Source organism: Sporosarcina sp. P17b, from assembly GCF_002743115.1.
Classification (GTDB): Bacteria; Bacillota; Bacilli; order Bacillales_A; family Planococcaceae; genus Sporosarcina; species Sporosarcina ureae_C.
In genome coordinates this window covers 1-19,930 of sequence record NZ_PDYP01000026.1, presented here as the reverse complement: position 1 = coordinate 19,930, position 19,930 = coordinate 1, and the positions used below count along the sequence as shown (strand labels likewise).

The following is a 19,930-nucleotide window of genomic DNA, read 5'->3' as shown; positions in this document are numbered from 1 at the left end:
GTCAACACTTTCACTTAAAATGTTTTTCTTTATTAAGTTTGATGTTTTCGCAACTGCTCAATGCGACGCTTATAAATATACCACCGTGTTTAAAGGAATGCAAGCTTTTTCACCATTCTTTTAAAAAAGAATGGCGAAACCGCATAACGCTGCGAATCCTGGGATTCCTAGTATGGCCAGAATCATGCCTGATGCAATGTTCACAGGTACATATATTCCGATAAATCCACCGGCAATATTCATTAAGAAGAGAATAAAGAACGCAAACGCCAATCTAAACCAAAAAACCGATAAGCGCTCCATGTTCTTCTCAAGAGTGGTTCGGCTCATGCTCAACAGTAGTAATGATACAACTCCAAATATAGCTATGACTAAAATCCTCACAGAAAACGCCCTTTCTATCTCATAGATACTTATCTATATGCGTCTCTGTGGAATTGTAGTCCACTTGTTTCTATCTTTTAAACTTCTTCTATAGTTCTCGGCGACCTTCCAACGCTCTAGACAACGTAACTTCATCTGCATATTCCAGATCTCCTCCGACCGGTAAGCCGTGTGCAATACGTGTTGTCGTGATTCCAGATGGTTTGACGAGCCTTGAAATATACATGGCTGTCGCTTCTCCTTCTATAGTAGGGTTCGTCGCAAGAATCAATTCCTGCACTTCGTCATCTTGAAGTCTAGTTAACAACGAAGGGACATTGATATCTTCTGGGCCAATGCCATCCATCGGCGATATAGCACCTTGTAATACATGATACAACCCACGATAATCACGCATCTTCTCCATAGCAATTACGTCTTTGGGATCCTGCACTACACAGATTGTTGTGCGGTCACGGGATTGATCTTGACAGATATAGCATGGATCAATATCCGTAATATGACCACAGACTGAACAGAACTGCAGATTACGTTTCGCGTCAACTAATGCTTTAGCAAAGTCTAGTACGGTATCTTCCTTCATACTTAATACAAAAAACGCCAGACGACCCGCAGTTTTGGGGCCGATGCCTGGCAATTTCATAAAACTATCCATTAATTTAGATATAGGTTCAGGATAATGCATTATACAACCTCCTAGAACATCCCGGGCAAGTTCATTCCTTTTGTAAATTGGCCCATTGTGGAGTTCGTAATTTCTTCTGCTTTTGCAATTGCATCGTTTGTAGCGATAACAATCAAGTCTTGTAGGATTTCTACGTCTTCTGGATCTACCGCTTCTGGATCGATAATCACTTCAAGGACTTCTTTATGACCTGAGACGATTACTTTGACCATACCGCCACCTGCTGTACCTTCCATTCGCTCATTTCCTAGGTTTTCCTGTGCCTCTGCCATCTTCTTTTGCATCTTCTGCATTTGTTTCATCATACCTTGCATATTTCCTGCTCCACGCATAATTAATTCCTCCTTAGTAATTTACTCTTCTATAGTTATAAAATCTTTTCCGAACAAGTTTTCAGCTTCAGTTACGAGTGGATCAGCATCTTCAATCGTTGCTTCTTCCATGAACGCTGAAATGGGTTGTTCCTCCTCTGATTGTTGAGGGTTTTCTTTATTTTTCTGACTAGCCAATCCACTTTTCCGAATGAAATCAGCACGGACTTCTAACCAGCTTTCTTCTGCTACGTAGACTACTTCATAACCTTTACCTGTCAATCGAAGTAACGCATCCGATAAGCCTGCTTGTAATGTAGCATTTTCAGAAGCCATCAGGCAATGAATTTCATATTTGAATTTTAGCACAAATGCCGTCTCGGATGCTGCTACAGGCTCCGTCTCTTCCAATAAAGCAGCATGTGAACGTTGCATGCTTTGCATCATACCTGCCCATTGCTCGCGAATCACTTGAATATCAGACTTCGTTGCTGCCTTTAATACTTCTACAATCCTACCCGTTGGTACTTTAGCAGATCTGGAAGCAGTTGAAGCTGCTCTTTTTGCCGGTGCTTGTGGCTCAGCGGCTTGCTGCACAGCCCCTGCTGCTAATTGTTGCTGGAGTTGTCTAACGGTTTGTTCCAGCACTGCAAGCTTTTGTGCCATTTCAGGGTCGGCTACAGAAGTAGATACTTGTCGTTGCTCTCCGGAATGAATCATTTTTAATAAAGCAGATTCAATGTACACCTTACCATGATTGGAAAAACGCATTTCCTGTTGTGTTTTCGAAAGGATATCGATATATCGGTATAATTCATCCGAATGGAACTCTTGAGCTAGCTCTTTAAATTTACCACCGTCTGAAATCAATTCCAGAAGATCTGTCAATTCAGGCGCAGTGCCAAGTAATAACATATCTCGGAAAAATGTTATCATGTCTTCTGCAAGTCGGCCTACATCTTTCCCCTCTGCGATTAACTCATGCAGCAAGGACAATGCGGATCCGGCGTCTTTCGCTTGAATCGCCTGCGCTAGCTGATAAAAGATTTCTTCACCGATTGCTCCAGTCACCAGCAACGCGTCACTTGTCGTCAACTCATCTCCGCTAAACGATACGGCTTGATCGAGCATACTGAGCGCATCTCGCATTCCGCCTGTCGCAGCTTGTGCAATGGCACGTAATGCTCCAGTATCGGCAGTAACTCCAATATCACCAATAACCTTTTCCATTCGCTCAATGATTTCAGGTGACGTAATCGGTTTGAAATCAAATCGCTGACATCTAGAAATAATGGTGAGTGGTAACTTGTGAGGTTCTGTAGTCGCTAGAATAAATACGACATGAGCAGGGGGTTCTTCCAATGTCTTCAGCAAAGCGTTAAAAGCTGAATTGGAAAGCATATGCACTTCATCAATGATATAGACTTTAAATCGCGCATTTGACGGTGCTACATGCACACGCTCGATAATGTCACGGATCTCTTCGACGCGCGAGTTAGAAGCCGCATCAAATTCCGTCACGTCTGTATTGGACCCTTCGGTAATGCTCTTGCACGTCTCACATACGTTACAAGGTTCTGCTGCCGGTCCGTTTTCACAGTTTAAGGCTTTAGCAAAAATCTTCGCCGCACTCGTCTTCCCTGTCCCTCTAGGTCCCGAGAATAGATAAGCATGCGTCGTCTTCTGGTGGAGAAGGGTATTTTGCAGAGTTTGCTTAATCGCTTGCTGACCTGACATTTCACCAAATGTCTGTGGTCTGTAAGCGCGGTATAGTGCTTGATAAATCAACTGCGTTTCCCCCTTTTTCTCCAAATGCATAATACTTTTATTATATCATGAAACACGTTTTTTCACCGCTAATCGCTCAGCTATCTTACGCAAATACTTTAGTCCACTCATCTTTCTTATCGAGCATTGTGCGCGCGATTTCTTTCGCACCTTCTAGACTATGGCTCGCAGCCCAGCCGCACTGTACTTCATTACATGCTGGCACTTCTGTTGCTGCCAGTACGTCTTTTAATGTGTTCTCTACTATAGATAGAATATCATCATAGTCGTCATGATTGATTACAGCCAAGTAATAGCCTGTCTGACAACCCATGGGACTAATATCAACAATTTGATCTGAATGGTCACGACTAAATTCTGCCATCATATGCTCTAACGAATGAAGTGCAGGCATATCCATATGGTCCACATTTGGCTGGCAGAAACGGATATCATATTTCAAAATTTTGTCGCCATTCTTTCCTTCTGAAGTTCCCGCTAAACGAATATAAGGTGCTTTCACTTTCGTATGATCCAAATTAAAACTTTCAACGTTCATTTTCTTCTCAGACATTGTAAATCGCTCCCTTTCAGTTCTACGTGCTATTCAGAAGTATACACTATTTACGGGACATAAAAAACTCGCCCATAGTAAAATGGACGAGTGAATTATTGAATTAAAGCCGTGCACCTTTCTTCGACTGCCGCACATAAGCGTTACTCTTGTCGTTGGCTCGGCCTAGGCTACCCCGCGGCACATGAGAGAGTCCACTTAATGCTGCTTCCTTCCGGACCTGACATGGTTCATGGGTTCCCATTGCGCAGGACCCAAGCGTCAACACTACGTGCAAAAGGCAGACCCTACATGCGGACAGCCTCAGAAAAGGAATTCAGTCTTGCTAGAGCGGATTGCAAGTTATAGGGCACCGCTAATTCCCCACCTAGCACGGCATTTCTTATTATACCCATAGTTAATAATGATTGCAATGGTAAACCTTTTATCTAGTACGCGAAAAATTATTACCTCATCAGTATGCAAGCAGAAGAGTCTGGTCACCCATCGCTACAAAATGGTATACTAATTGAAACAAGAGAGGTGAAGAGCATGGATCAAACTAAACGTTATGAGCTTAGTTTCCGCAATCCCGAAGTGCGCGTCTACGCGGCCACTGTCATACCTGCCGTCTTGCTTGGGCTGTTGGTCATCATTTTCTCAAGTTCAGACTTCAACTTTATGTATGCTGCTCTTATACAAACTATTGCTTTGATGAGTTTCTATTTCTGGCGCTTTATTTATCGTCGCAAAGAAAAATTCAAAAAGTAGTTGACGTGTTCAAAATACCGTGGTAAGATATTATTTGTCTAATACGGAGGAATACCCAAGCCCGGCTGAAGGGATCGGTCTTGAAAACCGACAGGGGTGTTAAAGCCCGCGGGGGTTCGAATCCCTCTTCCTCCGCCATATTTTGACTCTACACGTTACTCGATGTAACGTTTTTTTATTGCTTAAAAATAGAAGTGCAAATAATGAAATATAGTACAAAAAAACATCGTCAGGACTAATTCAGTCCTGACGATGTTTTTATTTTGTAATGAATGCACCATTCTGTGCTGGTTGAAGCGCTAGTGCTTGATAATGTGGAAAGCGCTGTTCTAATGAAGCCGCCACTTGTTGCTCGGTTTCCGGTGGTACGGCTACGAAAAGTGACGGTCCTGCCCCACTTATCGTCATACCGTATGCCCCTGCTTCTTTACAAGCCATACGGATTTCATCAAAGTTAGGGAAACCAACTTTTCTATACGGTTCATGGTATAGATCACGTTCCATCATACGTCCTGCAGTCACCCAATCGGATTGTGCAATGGCAGCCGTCATCACACTGCCAGCAGCACTCCCGCGTACTGCTACTATATGTGTTAAGTGTTCAGGCAGTAACCCTCGTGAGGCTTCTGTTTTCAAAGCAACAGGCGGGACAAGGATGACCACACCAATAGGAGGTGCTGGGAAAGACAATACTTCCATCTCGTCTTCAGTAAAGTAAGAGACCGTCATGCCACCAAGCAATGCAGCAGTGACATTGTCTGCATGTCCTTCTAGTTCACTGCCAATTCGCAATTTATCTTTTGGAGACAAGTGCAGACCTGCTAGTTCACTTGCAATTTCAATGCCCGCAGCAATTGCCGTAGCACTACTGCCCAGACCTTTTCCTAGAGGAATGTCTGAACGAACTACTAATTTTTGCGGTGTAATGATTTGATCATACGTAGATGCAACATGTTGTATAGTCTGCACAATCAAATTTGTTTCGTCCATTGGCAATGCAGCATATTCTTTATCTTGATACAACACATGCCACGCCTCAGCTGATGCAACTTCTATCGTCATGTTAAGTGAAAGGGCAAGACCTAAATGATCGAAGCCGGGTCCGAGATTAGCCGTTGTGGCTGGCACGGTCACTGAAAAACCGGCTTCTGTCATTAGTCGTTCCCCTCTTTCAATTCTGTCAAGAAGTTGTTGAACTGCTCGTTTGTCATCATAGGTTTATGTGAATTAACGTTAATTGCTGTTTCAGGATCTTTCAGTCCATTGCCCGTCAAGATTCCGACAATCGTCGTTCCCTTTTCAATCAATCCAGCGTCAAGACGTTTTTTGATTCCTGCAATTGTCGCACATGATGCTGGTTCAGCGAAGATTCCATCTGTTGCAGCAAGTAATTGATATGCTTCGAGAATCTCTTCATCCGTAGCAGACAAAATATCCCCACCAGACTCTTCAAGTGCTTGTGTCGCTAAGTGCCAGCTTGCAGGGTTCCCTATGCGGATAGCCGTTGCAACAGTCTCAGGCTCTTCAAATACACGATCATATACGATAGGTGCAGCCCCGTCAGCTTGAACACCAAGCAGTTTCGGAGTGCCCGTGCCCTTTTTCTCTGCGTACTCTTTAAAACCTTTCCATGCTGCAGAGATATTACCCGCATTGCCAACCGGTAAAGCGAAGATATCCGGAACTTTGCCAAGCTGTTCAATTGTTTCGAAGGCTACCGTCTTCTGTCCTTCCAAGCGGTAAGGATTCACAGAGTTAACTAAAGCAATCTTCCCTTCGCCTAACTCACGAACCATGCGAAGTGCTTCATCAAAGTTTCCTTCGATCGCAACAATCTCTGCTCCATACATTTTTGCTTGTGCCAGTTTACCAAGTGCGATACGACCTTCCGGAATAACAACGATTGTGCGCATACCTGCACGTGCACCGTAAGCTGCAGCTGCAGCAGACGTGTTACCTGTTGAAGCACAAATTAAAGCCGTTTTTCCCTCTTCTTTAGCTTTAGCAACCGCCATTACCATTCCTCGGTCTTTAAATGAACCAGTTGGATTTGTTCCTTCTGTTTTCACATAAAGATTAATTCCCCATTGTTTTGATAAGTTCTCAAGGTGGATCAATGGTGTATTCCCTTCCTGCAATGTTAAGGCAGGCGTGTTTTCTGTCACTGGTAACCATTCTTTATATTCTTCGATTAAACCATTCCATCTTCTCATAATCCCTTATTCTCCTTCCACCCGGTAATGACTAGAAATATCAATAACCGCAGGTGTATCTTTTAAGTCAGCTAAAATATCTAAATGTTGTTGGCGTGAAATTTTATGTGTAATAAAGATCAAATCCGCGCCTTCATTATGCAAATCGGAATCTTGGACAACTGTTGCTAAACTTGCTTTGTGGTGGCTATAAATAGATGTCAATTCCGTCAACACGCCTACTTCATCACGTACGGTAATACGGTGGAAATAGCGGGCATACTTCTGGTCATCCGTTTTTACTTTGCGCTCAAATTGCGGCGCATGCATTCTCTTACCATTCACGCCTAGCAAAATATTGCGACAAGCTGCCACTACGTCACCTGTTACGGAAGTTGCTGTAGGTAATGAACCGGCTCCAGGTCCGTAGAACATTGTCTCGCCTACTGAATCACTGTACACATACACTGCGTTGAATTCATTATTGACTGTAGCAAGCGGATGAGAGTTATGAACGAATACCGGCTCAACTGCCACTTCAATTCCCTCTTCATCTTTCTTTGCTGATCCTGTCATTTTGATTGTATAACCGAACTGCTCCGCAAGTTGAAGATCACCGTCTGCAATTTCCTTCATACCACGGACAAATACATCATCTAGATGCACTTCTGTGGAGAAGGATAAAGACGCGAGAATTACCATCTTACGTGCTGCATCAATACCATCTACGTCAGCTGAAGGATCTGCCTCTGCGAAGCCTAGTTGCGTTGCTTCTGCTAATGCATCTTCATAGGTCTTATTTTCATCCTTCATTTTTGTTAGAATGAAGTTAGTCGTACCGTTAACGATTCCTGTCAATGCGGTGATGCGGTCTGACGCTAATCCATCTTCTAATGTACGAATTAATGGAATACCGCCACCTACACTCGCTTCATATAATAGGTCGCATTTATTTTCATCTGCCAATTTCAATAATTCCGGTCCAGATTCAGCCATGACGTCCTTGTTTGCAGTGACAACACCCTTACCAGCTTCAAGTGAACGTCGAATTGCTTCAGAAGAACCTCCTGTCACTTCAATAATCAAGTCAATTTCAGGATCATTCAACACTTCATCAAGTGATGTAGTGAACATTTCTTTAGGTATCACGCCATTTCGTTTCTTATCCAAGTTTTTGACAAGGACTTTCTTGATGGATACAGGAACACCAAGTTTATGTCGGAGGTCATCTTGATGATTATGCAAAATTGTTGCAACACCACTTCCGACTACTCCATAACCTAGTAAGCCAATATTAATTTCATTTTTCTCATTTTTCATTTGACGATTCTCCTAACTATATGTACACTATGAAAAAACAATCGTTCTTCGTATAAGGACAATTATAGAGAATTCTGCCTTTAATAACAACCTGTTTTCACGAATCTTCTAAAAATAGATAGATAAACTCAAAGTAGATAGGATCTGGTACATAATGAAAGTTTGTAAATTTGGCGGAACATCCGTCGCATCCGCAGAACAAATTCGTAAAGTGGTCGACATTGTCGTATCCGACCCATCAAGAAAGATTGTCGTAGTCTCAGCACCAGGTAAACGTTTTTCCTCTGACATTAAAGTAACAGACTTGCTCATTGATTTAGCAGAAACATCACTTGCAGGTGAAGACACAACAGACGCGCTACAAAAGGTTGTGGACCGTTATAAGGAAATTGCGAATGGACTTGGCTTAGATGAAGAAATTGCACAAGTCATTGAACAAGATGTCATTCGACGTCTTAATAAAGATCAATCGGATGAAGTTCTATACGTGGATAGCTTGAAAGCCGCTGGTGAAGACAATAATGCTAAAATGATTGCAGCTTATTTCCGTCATATCGGTGTAGAAGCAGAGTATGTAAACCCTCGTGAAGGTGGATTACTAGTAAATCACCGTCCCGAACGTGTACGTGCGCTTCCGGAAGGCAATGAAAAACTTTGTAAATTACGCGATAAAGAAGGAATCATTGTATTCCCAGGCTTCTTTGGCTATACGGAAGACGGAACATTGCGTACGTTCAACCGTGGTGGTTCCGATATCACAGGCGCACTACTGGCGGCCGCAACGAATGCAGAGCTATATGAAAACTTCACTGATGTAGACTCCGTTTTTTCAGCAAATCCAACGGTTATAGAAAACCCACGTGCGATCGATGCGATGACGTACCGAGAAATGCGTGAGTTAGCATATGCCGGATTTTCTGTATTTCACGAAGAAGCATTAGTACCTGCATTCCGCTACAAGATTCCTGTTTGTATTAAGAACACAAATAATCCAAGTGCACCCGGAACGATGATTGTGCGAGACCGTGATCATAATCTTCAATCGGTAGTTGGCATTGCTGCCGATAAAGGATTTTCCACACTCTTTGTCGCTAAATACTTGATGAATCTAGAAATCGGTTTCGGACGTCACTTACTACAAATTTTAGAAGAAGAAGAAATTCCGTATGAACATACACCTTCAGGAATAGACAATCTGTCTGTCATTATTCGTGATGAACATTTAACTCCTGAAAAAGAAGCACGCATCGTTAAGCGTATCGAACTAGAACTCTGTCCCGACGATGTACATTTCCAGCGTGATTATTCCATGGTAGTACTCGTGGGTGAAGGCATGCGCCACGCAAGAGGATTGGCAGCACGTGCGGCGTCTGCTATTGCGCGAACAGGTGCAAATATAGAAATGATCAATCAAGGTTCTTCAGAGGTAAGTTTAGTATTCGGTATTCAAGAAAAGGATGAAAATCTTGTCCTTCGTGAACTATACAAGGAATTTTTCACAGAAGTCCCCGTTCATTAATAAATAAACGACACTCCTTACACAAGGGGTGTCGTCTTTTTCATTTCTTTACTAATCTTCTCAATAATTAACTCAATATCCTCTTCATTTCCTAACAAATCATATTCCTCAATATTTAACCGAATGACTGGACATGCAGTAAATGAATCAATCCATTGTTCATAGCGACGATACATCTCTTCCCAATAACTTTTTGGTGTTTGCAGCTCCATATCCCTGCCCCGCTCTTCAATTCGATCTAGAATGACGGGTAATGGTCCTTCCAAGTAGATCAGTGCATTTGGATGTGGGAAGTATGGTGTCATCACCAACGCTTCGTACAAATTCATATACGTCTCATAATCAATCGGTTCCATGGTCCCTTCATCTGCATGCATCTTAGCAAAAATCCCCACATCTTCATAAATGGAACGATCTTGTACAAAACCACCGCCACTTTCGAAAATATGCTTTTGTTCTTTAAAACGTTCCGCCAAAAAGAAAATTTGCAGATGAAAACTCCAACGCTCAAAATCATTATAAAATCTTTCTAAGTATGGATTTTGCGCTACATTTTCCAACGACTCTTGAAAACCTAGTCGTTTGGCTATAGCGTGTGCCATAGTCGACTTTCCTACTCCAACCATTCCTGCTACTGCAAACACACTATTCTCCGGTATATTATGTGACTTCATTTAGCTTCAAACCTTTCTGGACCACTTCACGTACTTTGCTTATTATTGCAGCCAAGTCTTCTTTATTACGGACATAATCCACTTCATCCCCATTTATATGAATAACTTGCGTATCAGGATATGTCACTTCAAATTCCGGCAAATACGTACGATAATCATTGGAAAGTTGAAGTAAATAATCAGGATCCATATCTTCTTCATACGACCGACCACGCTCATCGATTCGGCTGAGTAGTGTAGGAATGGATGCAGATAATGAAACAACAATATTCGGCATCGGTAGATCTTTCGTCAAAATGTGATAGATTTCTTTATACTTTACAAAGTCGTTTGGCTCTAATGTTCGCTGGGCGAAAAGCATGTTTTTAAATACATGATAATCTGCTACCACAGGTAACCCCTGCGATATGTATTCTTTATTGATTTGTTTTAATTGCTCATATCGATTACACAAGAAAAACATCTCTGTTTGGAAACTCCACTTTTCTTTATCTTGATAAAACTTATTAAGAAAAGGATTCTCTCCACTGATCTCTCTCAATTGATTATATGAAAAGGCGTCAGCGATCGCTGCAGTCAGCGTAGTCTTACCTACACCAATCGGACCTTCTACCGCAATAAACGGAACAAACATGTAACACTCACCCTTTCAATTCGTTGCCACCTCATTTTACCACAGACTACTGTATAGAATGCAGCTTATATTGAGCTGTTTAATAACTTTTACTCGCTTGTTTCACGTGGAACATTTCACTAATTGATTTTGATTTTTAGCGTGATAGACTGTTGATAAGGAGTGATGACTCGATGAAAGATGATGAATACTACATGAGATTGGCAATACAAGAAGCGGAAAAGGCTGCGGCTCTTGCCGAAGTACCCATTGGAGCAGTCATTGTACATAACGAAGTAGTAATCGCGGCAGCCCATAATTTACGAGAAACTACACAAAATGCTGTTACACACGCTGAACTCTCAGCCATCCAAATAGCTTGTGAAAGTATAGGAAGCTGGCGCTTAGAAGACACCACTCTATACGTTACACTCGAGCCCTGCCCCATGTGTGCAGGAGCCATACTTCAATCCAGAATACCAAGAGTAGTATACGGCGCACGTGACCCAAAAGGTGGTTGCGTCCACACTTTTTATCATCTGCTCAACGATCCTAGATTCAACCACGAATGTATCGTAGCCGAAGGTGTCCTTGGAGAAGAGTGCGGTCAACTCCTCACCACGTTCTTTCGATCACTGCGTGAAAAAAGAAAAGCAGCAAAAAAAGAAGCCCAACGCCTCGAGTTAGACTCGTAAGCACGGGCTTCTTTCATTACAAACTGTTTGAAGTAGCATATTTATGGAACGCAGTTCAAAATAGCTTTTTCACTTACTTAGGAGCTTCGATTTTTTCTTTGCCACCCATATATGGACGTAGTACTTCAGGAATTACAACAGAACCATCTGCTTGCTGATAATTCTCCAAAATAGCGGCTACAGTACGACCAACAGCCAATCCACTACCGTTCAATGTGTGCACATACTCAGGCTTCGCCCCTGGTTCACGACGGAAACGGATATGCGCTCGACGTGCTTGGAAATCTTCAAAGTTTGAACATGAAGAAATCTCACGATAAACATTCTGCGTTGGAATCCATACTTCTAAATCATACTTCTTAGCGGCTGTGAAACCTAGATCGGCTGTACACATCTTAAGAGCACGGTAAGGCAGTTTCAACAACTGCAATACTTTCTCTGCATGTCCGGTCAATTTCTCCAACTCGTCATAAGAATCTTCAGGTTTCACAAAACGAACTAACTCTACTTTATTAAACTGATGCTGACGAATTAATCCTCGTGTATCACGACCTGCAGATCCTGCTTCAGAGCGGAAGTTCGTGCTATATGCTGTGAAAGCAATTGGCAACTTTGCACCATCTAAAATTTCATCGCGATAGAAATTAGTTACCGGAACTTCAGACGTCGGAATTAAGAAGTAGTCCTCTTCTTCAATTAGGAACGCATCTTCTTCAAACTTCGGTAGTTGCCCAGTACCAGTTAAACTTGTACGGTTTACTAAATACGGTGGCAACATTTCTTCATAGCCATGTTCCTCTTGATGGAGATCCAGCATGAAGTTGATCAATGCCCGTTCAAGTCGTGCACCCAGTCCGCGATAAAATACGAATCGGCTTCCTGTTACTTTTGCTGCACGTTCAAAATCTAGCAACTGAAGATCTGTCCCAATCTCCCAATGTGGCTTCGGTTCAAAATCGAACGCTGGTAACTCACCCCATGTACGGATTTCTACGTTGTCATCTTCACTGTCCCCTACCGGTACACTATCATGTGGAATATTTGGGATACGCATAAGCACATAATTCAATTCTTCTTCTACTTTAGAAAGTTCTTGATCATACGCTTTTATTTCCTCGCCGACCTTTTTCATTTTTGCAATGACTTCATCGGCATCTTCTTTATTACGCTTCATTTGTGCAACCTTTTGTGATACTTCGTTACGCTCAGCTTTTAGCACTTCTACTTTAGATAAAATTTCGCGGCGCTTCTCATCAAGACCACCAAACTTTTCAAAATCAGTCAAATCTTCTCCACGTTTACTGAGCTTTGCTTTTACTTCCTCATAATTTGCACGCAATAATTTACTATCTAGCACGTGATCCGCCTCCTCTTATTTACATCACAAATGATAAAAAAAACAATAAAAAAAGCCCTCCATCCCCTAAAACAGGGACGAGAACTACCCGCGTTGCCACCCAAATTGACTGATGACTCAGCCCACTTGTTTGAGATATCGGCTCAACTGACCGGCAAAACCTACTGATTCAGCTCTGCTACTCCTGGACGGATTCACAACGGTTTTTACCAGCTTTCACCACCCGCCGGCTCTCTAAAAAAAACATAGTTGCTACTGCTTCCTATCATCGTAATGTATGTGAAATTAGATATACCATACTACATTTTCTGACTATTGACAAGGGACACGGTACGTCATTGCATGGGAAATATCGTTAATGGACAATATATTACCTTTTTGAGGTGCTCTCAGTAATTAAGCTTCTACTTGGTTAGTAAAAACTCTACTGCGTGGGTGACCATTTCATGAGTCAACTACTGTACTTCCTAGCTGACTCATGGTTGGACATAGCCCGCCAGTGTTCTTTATCCACTGACTACAATCTACTTACCTTGTCTCATAATCTGTTATGAACTGCGAGTAGCCATTAATTCACTCTCGGCAAGCTTCGAAATTTCTAAGCCTTTCATTGGAGTACCAATATCTTTTGATAGTTTGGCAATCAATTCATAATCCTGATAGTTCGCCGTCGCCTGTACGATAGCACGTGCAAATGCTTCAGGGTTCTCAGATTTGAAGATACCAGAACCTACAAACACACCATCTGCTCCTAGCTCCATCATCAAAGCTGCATCAGCGGGTGTTGCTACTCCTCCAGCGGAATAGTTTACTACCGGCAAGCGACCAGCCTCTTTAATAGCAAGCAGAATTTCATATGGAGCACCAAGATTACGGGCTTCCGTCATTAATTCGTCTTTGCTCATATGTACTACTTTACTTACTTGAGCATTAATCATTCGCAAGTGACGCACTGCTTCCACGATATTGCCTGTTCCCGGCTCCCCTTTTGTGCGGAGCATTTTTGCCCCTTCACCTAAACGTCGCGCTGCTTCTCCAAGGTTTCGTGCCCCACAAACAAATGGTACGCTGAAATCGCTTTTTAATAAGTGAAACTCGTCATCTGCAGGTGTTAATACTTCACTTTCATCAATGAAATCGACACCCAATGCCTCCAGTACACGTGCTTCTGAAATATGCCCTATACGTGCTTTTGCCATGACAGGAATGGATACCGCCTTTTGCACTTCTTCTACAATTCGTGGATCAGCCATACGTGCAACACCGCCTGCTGCTCGAATATCAGAAGGTACTCGCTCTAGTGCCATAACCGCAATAGCTCCGGCTGCTTCCGCCACCTTTGCCTGCTCTGCATTGATTACATCCATTATAACGCCACCATAATTAAAATTCATTTTCCTTCCCCCTTTTCAATATTTTCAGTATACTCTAAATTGACCATACTAAAATAGCCAGTTACGTATTAAACAACATGGTCAGATGAGAGGAATCACTATGGATATGATTTTTATCGAGCTTCAAAAGAATTCTAATACTCCCCTATATCAACAAATATATAATCAAATTAAACAAGACATGATTGACGGTAAGTTTCCGGTTGGCATGAAGCTCCCTTCTAAACGCCAACTGGAAGAGTTTCTTGGCGTCAGTCAAACAACCATCGAAATGGCTTATGATCAGTTGACAGCAGAAGGTTTTATTGCGGCTGAACCTCGAAAAGGCTATTTCGTACAAGCAATTGAGGAACTCGCCTATGTCCAGCCTGTGAAACCTGAGAAAATCACTACAGTTCCTTTAACAGAATCCATTCGATACGACCTTTCGCCGAGTTCTATTGATACCGAACACTTTCCTTTCATTGCGTGGAGAAAATATGCACGTGATATTATGGACACTTCACAAGCTCATCTATTATTACTTGGAGACCCACACGGTGATATGGAGTTACGTCAGGAAATTGCCCGATATTTATATCACTCGCGAGGAGTAGACTGTACCCCTGGACAAATTATCGTTGGTTCCGGTACAGAACAGCTTTTACCTTTGATCATCCGCATACTGGGAAAACAGGCACGCTATGCAATTGAAGATCCGGGTTACTTGATGACGAAACACGTCTTTTCCGAGAACTATCGTCAGACGATTCCTATCGCTGTAGACAAGGAAGGTCTTGATGTAAAGGCACTACAATGCTCTAATGCATCCGTAGCATATGTTACCCCTTCCCATCAGTTTCCGACCGGCACGGTACTCTCTGCCGCTCGCAGAACTGCCCTTTTAAACTGGGCTGCGTCGGATTCAGAGTTTTTTATCATTGAAGATGATTATGACAGTGAGTTTCGTTACCGTGGACGTCCAATCCCTTCTTTGCAAGGGATGGATAAAGGAGAAAATGTCATTTATCTAAGTACGTTCACTAAATCACTTATGCCGTCCATGCGGATTGCCTACATGGTATTGCCACCACAGCTGTTAGAAACGTATCGCCAGGCTTTTATCCCTTACTCCTCTTCTGTACCACGTATGGATCAGCATATTTTGGCACGTTTTATGGCTGATGGACAATTTTCGCGCCACCTAAACCGTATGCGTAAAATCTATCGGCGAAAAATGCATACATTGACGAATTTATTGAAATTGTATGAGCCTAATATTTCATTCTCGGGCGATGAAGCGGGTATGCACGTCTTGCTTCATATTCAAACAGATAGAACAGAAAAAGAGCTGATCCATCAAGCTCTCGAGGCGGGAATAAAGGTACGAGGTCTGGAGACGTATAGAGTAATGCCCAGCAAAGCTCCACCTTCATTCCTCATCGGCTTCGGTGGGCTATCTGAAGAAGACATTATACTAGCCATTTCAAAGCTATTAGATATATGGAATATAAAAAAGACAGTGACACCAAGGTAGGTGCACTGTCTATTTATATTAATTAAATAAACCTTTTACAAAACCAGTAGAACTATTCCACGCGCTAGAGAAGAAGTGACCGATTGCCCCCATCGTTAACGAGAAACGACCAGCTTTCTTTACTTCTTCTGTCGTGACAACTTCCGTGCCTACTGTTTTCCCATCAATAAATCCGTAATCAGATCCATCTTTTTTCACTAGCTTGACATGACCGACCACTGTGCCTTTTTTAATTGGTGCTTGTATTTGTCCATTCTTCACAAGTTTCTCATCCAAGACAAGCTCAGTTGTATAGTCTTGATCTTCATCATTGCGAATTAACATACTGATAGGTTTATTTGTCGCAATCGCTACTTGTTTCTCTTTACCCTTTATAACATCTAGCGTTTTCTGTTTCTTGAACTGGTGACCTGCTTTAAGTAGCTCCGTTTCACTAAACTCTTTAAAGCCATAATCGAATAACTTACGTGTAGCATCAAAACGTGCTTCGTAAGATCCCACACCTTTTTCATCGACTGCATTCATTACGATAGCAATAACACGTCGACCATCACGTACTGCAGTTCCAGTAAAGCAATGTCCTGCAAATTCTGTAGTTCCAGTTTTCAAGCCATCAATGCCATCATATTCATACACCAGACCTGGCAACATGAAGTTCCAGTTGACCATATCAATAGCATCATCTGTTCCTTCACGGAATGTTTTCTTAGCAATTTTGGTTGTATCCAAGACTTCAGGATATTCTTTTAATAAATGATACGCTAATTTAGCAACAGAACGCGCTGGCATAACATTCTCGTCTTTCTCTCCAAACTCACTTGGATGCATCCCTTGCAAATCACTATTGTTAAGGCCTGTAGAGTTAACAAACTTATAATCAATCAAGCCAAGTTCTTCAGCCTTTTCATTCATTAGATGGACAAATTTTTCTTCAGATCCTGCAATCGTCTCTGCAATTGCAATAGTTGCTGCATTTGCTGAGTAAATGGCTACTGCTTCGTATAGTTCACGAATCGTATATGATCCATCACGACGAAGTGGTACGTTACTTAAACGACGGTCTTGTGAAACCTTATACGTATACTCCGTAACCTTGTATTCCTGATCCCACGTTATTGTTCCATCTTCAATTGCTTCAAACATCAAGTATTCCGTCATCATTTTCGTCATACTCGCAATACCAAGTGGTTTATCCGAATTTTCTTCGTATAATACTTTGCCACTATTTGCATCTATCAAAATAGCTCCGTTTACACGGATGTCCAATGAAGATTCATTTTCCTCTGCTACTGCAGTTCCCTGTATACCTAACGTCATCAACAACATCATTGGCACCATAAAAGCCGCCAACCATCTCTGTGTTACTTTTTCCACTCATCCTACCCCCGTAGTCACAATATCAAAAATCAGTGTAACATATTCCCGGCAAATCAGGTACGCTTATAGCAAAAAAACACATATTCCCCTATAAAAGCCGTCCTATTTTACCTCATACCCCATTATTCATGACATAACGACAAAAAAGGACAGCAAGAGATCTCCCCCGCTGTCCTCAATATAGTTAAATTAACGCACCGAATAGTTTGGCGCTTCTTTTGTAATCTGTACTTGGTGTGGATGACTTTCTAGTAAACCAGCACCTGTCATACGAATAAACTGTGCATTTTCACGGTGTGCTTCAAGATCTTTCGAACCGCAGTATCCCATACCTGCGCGAATACCACCTATAAGCTGATGAATTGTGTCGGACAAAGGCCCTTTGTATGGCATACGACCTTCAATGCCTTCCGGAACCAATTTCTTTTCATCTTCTTGGAAGTAGCGATCTTTTGAACCTTTTTCCATCGCTGCAACAGAACCCATACCACGGTATACTTTAAAACGACGTCCTTGGAAGATTTCTGACTCTCCTGGGCTCTCTGTAGTACCTGCGAGCAAGCTTCCAAGCATAACTGCATGTCCACCAGCAGCCAATGCTTTGACAATATCTCCAGAATACTTAATTCCACCGTCTGCAATTATCGTCTTACCATATTTACGCGCAACAGTTGCACACTCATAAATAGCCGTAATTTGTGGTACACCAACACCCGCAACTACACGTGTTGTACAAATAGAACCAGGGCCAATACCAACCTTCACTACATCAGCACCTGCTTCGTACAATGCTTCAGCCGCTTCTGCCGTTGCTACGTTACCTGCAACGATCGCAAGGTCCGGATAATTTCCGCGGATCTCTCTCACTGTGTCAATAACGCCCTTAGAATGACCGTGAGCCGTATCAATGACTATCAGGTCGACTTCTGCCTGTACAAGCTTCTCAATGCGCGTAGAAGTGTCTGCCGTGACTCCAACAGCCGCACCTACAAGCAAACGTCCAGCCTTATCTTTTGCTGCGTTAGGGAACTCAATAACTTTCTCGATATCCTTAATTGTAATTAAACCGTTGAGAATACCTTTATTATCTACGATCGGAAGCTTCTCAATTTTATATTGCTGTAGCATCTTCTCAGCATCTTCAAGTCTAGTTCCTACAGGAGCCGTCACCAAGTTTTCTTTCGTCATGACTTCATCAATGATAATGGAATAGTCCTGAATAAATCTCAGGTCACGGTTCGTCAAAATACCAACCAATTTCTTCTCTTCCATATTGTTAACGATTGGGACACCTGAGATACGATATTTACCCATTAAATGCTCTGCATCAAATACTTGATGTTCCGGTGTAAGGAAGAACGGGTTTTTAATAACTCCATTCTCAGAACGTTTAACTGTAACAACTTCCTCAGCTTGTTCCTCAATACTCATGTTTTTATGAATAACACCGATTCCACCCTGACGAGCCATAGATATGGCCATCTTAGATTCCGTTACTGTATCCATACCTGCACTGATGATAGGTATATTCAACTTAATACTTTCCGTTAAGTTCACAGATAACGAAACAGCCTTTGGCAATACATCAGATGCAGCCGGCACCAATAATACATCATCGAACGTCAGACCTTCACGAGAAAACTTTGATTCCCACATTAACTTTCTGCCTCCTAAAATTACTATTGTCTATTCAGATTATTAAAAGGTTATCAGCGACAATGAAACGTGTCAAGATAGAAATCTATAAATTCACTATTCCTATTACTCACTGAACATTTTATCAAGTGACTTTTGCATCTTTAATGGATTTGTTTGAGGTGCAAAACGGTCCACAACCTGTCCCTTCGAATCAATTAAAAACTTCGTGAAGTTCCATTTGATTCCTTCCGTCAACACACCCTTTTGTTGCTCAGCAAGATACGTAAATAAAGGTTCAGCTTCGTCCCCTTTTACATCTACCTTTGCAAACATTGGGAAGGTCACACCATAATTTATTTGACAAAACTCCATTGTCTCATCAATATCATCAAATTCTTGGTTATTGAAGTTATCCGATGGAAAACCCAGTATAACCAGTCCTTGATCTTTATACTCTTCATATAGTTGTTGTAGTTCTTTAAATTGTTTTGTGAAACCGCATTTGCTCGCAGTATTGACAATGACCATTGGATTTCCTTCAAATTCCTTTAGAGATTTCTGTTCTCCGCCTGTAGTCTCCACTGTAAAATCATAAACTGTCGTCATGCAAAACCGCCTCTTTTCTTTTAATATACTTTACTCCATTATTCATCAGAAACCCACTATCCTGTTTTGAATTGACGTTTCTAATAGAGTATTGATACTCGTTTCAGGGGTGGATGGGTTGCAGATAGGTGATTAACGTGGGCTTTAGAGCGGTTAATATGGTTTATTGAGGGTTTGTGGGGAAGATAGATTATATGGAAATAGGAAACGGGTGATGGGTGCAATGGGGGCAATGAGCGGTTGTGGGAGGCTATAGAGCGGTGAGCACGGCGGATAGAGCGGTCACGGCGACGCATAGAGCACTCAACGACGCCAATAGAGCGGTCAACGCAGTGGATAGAGCGCTTATGGTGAAAGATTGATCGGCTACATATTTATTGGTGAAAATTAGCTACATATTGAAGGCTATGAGCGGTTGCGGGGGAAGATAGAGCGGTGAGCGTGTTGGATAGAGCGGTCACAGTGAGGAATAGAGCACTCAGCGATGCCAATAGAGCGGTCAACGCAGTAGATAGAGCGCTTACGGGGGACGATTGATCATAATTAAATAGAATGGTA

Annotated in this window: 19 protein-coding genes, 1 tRNA gene, 1 other RNA gene and 1 other annotated feature; of the genes, 5 read left to right on the top strand and 16 right to left on the bottom strand. The window is 42.1% G+C overall.

Going from position 1 to position 19,930, the window contains the following annotated elements:
- Window positions 1–120 precede the first annotated feature (120 nt).
- From CSV76_RS16455 to ffs, 6 genes are all read right to left on the bottom strand, one after another.
- Complete coding sequence (locus CSV76_RS16455; RefSeq protein ID WP_255396889.1) at window positions 121–384, bottom strand: pro-sigmaK processing inhibitor BofA family protein; 264 nt, start codon at window positions 382–384, stop codon at window positions 121–123.
- An 88-nt stretch (window positions 385–472) separates the two neighbouring features.
- A complete protein-coding gene (recR, locus tag CSV76_RS16450) occupies window positions 473–1,069 on the bottom strand; it encodes a recombination mediator RecR (protein ID WP_085427723.1) in 597 nt (198 codons plus the stop codon).
- Between the two features lie 11 nt (window positions 1,070–1,080).
- Window positions 1,081–1,401, bottom strand: coding sequence for a YbaB/EbfC family nucleoid-associated protein (locus CSV76_RS16445; protein WP_029055208.1), 321 nt, complete (start codon window positions 1,399–1,401; stop codon window positions 1,081–1,083).
- Window positions 1,402–1,422: 21 nt separating this feature from the next.
- Window positions 1,423–3,168, bottom strand: coding sequence for a DNA polymerase III subunit gamma/tau (gene dnaX, locus CSV76_RS16440; protein WP_099626250.1), 1,746 nt, complete (start codon window positions 3,166–3,168; stop codon window positions 1,423–1,425).
- A gap of 85 nt (window positions 3,169–3,253) precedes the next feature.
- Window positions 3,254–3,721, bottom strand: coding sequence for an S-ribosylhomocysteine lyase (locus CSV76_RS16435; RefSeq protein ID WP_085427721.1), 468 nt, complete (start codon window positions 3,719–3,721; stop codon window positions 3,254–3,256).
- Window positions 3,722–3,830: 109 nt separating this feature from the next.
- Window positions 3,831–4,097, bottom strand: an RNA gene (ffs, locus tag CSV76_RS16430) — signal recognition particle sRNA large type.
- 155 nt (window positions 4,098–4,252) lie between these two features.
- Between ffs and CSV76_RS16425 the strand changes: the two genes are divergently transcribed.
- Together CSV76_RS16425 and CSV76_RS16420 are read left to right on the top strand one after the other, a co-directional pair.
- Window positions 4,253–4,471, top strand: a complete 219-nt coding sequence (locus CSV76_RS16425) for a hypothetical protein (RefSeq protein ID WP_085427720.1) — start codon at window positions 4,253–4,255, stop codon at window positions 4,469–4,471.
- Between the two features lie 45 nt (window positions 4,472–4,516).
- Window positions 4,517–4,609 (top strand) — tRNA-Ser (locus CSV76_RS16420).
- A gap of 120 nt (window positions 4,610–4,729) precedes the next feature.
- On the opposite strand, the gene thrB is transcribed toward CSV76_RS16420, so the two are convergent.
- From thrB to CSV76_RS16405, 3 genes are read right to left on the bottom strand one after another with little or no spacing between them, the layout of a single operon-like run.
- Window positions 4,730–5,626 (bottom strand): homoserine kinase, encoded by an 897-nt coding sequence (gene thrB, locus CSV76_RS16415; RefSeq protein WP_099626249.1) that lies wholly within the window; start codon window positions 5,624–5,626, stop codon window positions 4,730–4,732.
- Window positions 5,626–6,684: a threonine synthase gene (gene thrC / locus CSV76_RS16410; protein WP_085427718.1), complete on the bottom strand. Its 1,059-nt coding sequence runs from the start codon at window positions 6,682–6,684 to the stop codon at window positions 5,626–5,628. Before thrC ends, thrB begins: the two co-directional genes overlap by 1 nt.
- A 6-nt stretch (window positions 6,685–6,690) precedes the next feature.
- Entirely contained in the window at window positions 6,691–7,983 is a 1,293-nt protein-coding gene (locus tag CSV76_RS16405) for a homoserine dehydrogenase (protein ID WP_099626248.1), read from the bottom strand.
- A 154-nt stretch (window positions 7,984–8,137) separates the two neighbouring features.
- Here CSV76_RS16405 and CSV76_RS16400 point away from each other — a divergent pair, with 154 nt between their 5' ends.
- On the top strand, window positions 8,138–9,502 hold the full coding sequence (locus CSV76_RS16400; RefSeq protein WP_085427716.1) for an aspartate kinase: 1,365 nt from the start codon (window positions 8,138–8,140) through the stop codon (window positions 9,500–9,502).
- A gap of 17 nt (window positions 9,503–9,519) precedes the next feature.
- On the opposite strand, the gene CSV76_RS16395 is transcribed toward CSV76_RS16400, so the two are convergent.
- Window positions 9,520–10,176 carry a deoxynucleoside kinase gene (locus CSV76_RS16395; protein ID WP_099626247.1) on the bottom strand — a complete coding sequence of 219 codons (657 nt, stop codon included), beginning with the start codon at window positions 10,174–10,176 and terminating at the stop codon, window positions 9,520–9,522.
- Window positions 10,163–10,810 carry a deoxynucleoside kinase gene (locus CSV76_RS16390; RefSeq protein ID WP_099626246.1) on the bottom strand — a complete coding sequence of 216 codons (648 nt, stop codon included), beginning with the start codon at window positions 10,808–10,810 and terminating at the stop codon, window positions 10,163–10,165. The genes CSV76_RS16395 and CSV76_RS16390 overlap by 14 nt, the downstream gene beginning before the upstream one ends.
- A 173-nt stretch (window positions 10,811–10,983) precedes the next feature.
- Between CSV76_RS16390 and tadA the strand changes: the two genes are divergently transcribed.
- Window positions 10,984–11,484 carry a tRNA adenosine(34) deaminase TadA gene (gene tadA / locus CSV76_RS16385; RefSeq protein WP_099626245.1) on the top strand — a complete coding sequence of 167 codons (501 nt, stop codon included), beginning with the start codon at window positions 10,984–10,986 and terminating at the stop codon, window positions 11,482–11,484.
- Between the two features lie 73 nt (window positions 11,485–11,557).
- Here tadA and serS read toward each other — a convergent pair whose 3' ends face one another.
- Both serS and pdxS read right to left on the bottom strand, forming a co-directional pair.
- Entirely contained in the window at window positions 11,558–12,841 is a 1,284-nt protein-coding gene (gene serS, locus CSV76_RS16380) for a serine--tRNA ligase (protein ID WP_085427712.1), read from the bottom strand.
- Between the two features lie 70 nt (window positions 12,842–12,911).
- Window positions 12,912–13,119, bottom strand: a binding site (T-box leader).
- 270 nt (window positions 13,120–13,389) lie between these two features.
- Window positions 13,390–14,235 (bottom strand): pyridoxal 5'-phosphate synthase lyase subunit PdxS, encoded by an 846-nt coding sequence (pdxS, locus tag CSV76_RS16375; RefSeq protein ID WP_085427711.1) that lies wholly within the window; start codon window positions 14,233–14,235, stop codon window positions 13,390–13,392.
- 100 nt (window positions 14,236–14,335) lie between these two features.
- Between pdxS and pdxR the strand changes: the two genes are divergently transcribed.
- Entirely contained in the window at window positions 14,336–15,751 is a 1,416-nt protein-coding gene (gene pdxR / locus CSV76_RS16370; protein WP_099626244.1) for a MocR-like pyridoxine biosynthesis transcription factor PdxR, read from the top strand.
- Between the two features lie 18 nt (window positions 15,752–15,769).
- On the opposite strand, the gene CSV76_RS16365 is transcribed toward pdxR, so the two are convergent.
- The 3 genes from CSV76_RS16365 to CSV76_RS16355 form a co-directional block, all read right to left on the bottom strand.
- Window positions 15,770–17,125 (bottom strand): D-alanyl-D-alanine carboxypeptidase family protein, encoded by a 1,356-nt coding sequence (locus tag CSV76_RS16365; protein ID WP_085427709.1) that lies wholly within the window; start codon window positions 17,123–17,125, stop codon window positions 15,770–15,772.
- A 192-nt stretch (window positions 17,126–17,317) separates the two neighbouring features.
- Entirely contained in the window at window positions 17,318–18,784 is a 1,467-nt protein-coding gene (gene guaB / locus CSV76_RS16360) for an IMP dehydrogenase (protein WP_099626243.1), read from the bottom strand.
- Window positions 18,785–18,889: 105 nt separating this feature from the next.
- A complete protein-coding gene (locus CSV76_RS16355; protein ID WP_099626242.1) occupies window positions 18,890–19,372 on the bottom strand; it encodes a glutathione peroxidase in 483 nt (160 codons plus the stop codon).
- Window positions 19,373–19,930: the final 558 nt, after the last annotated feature.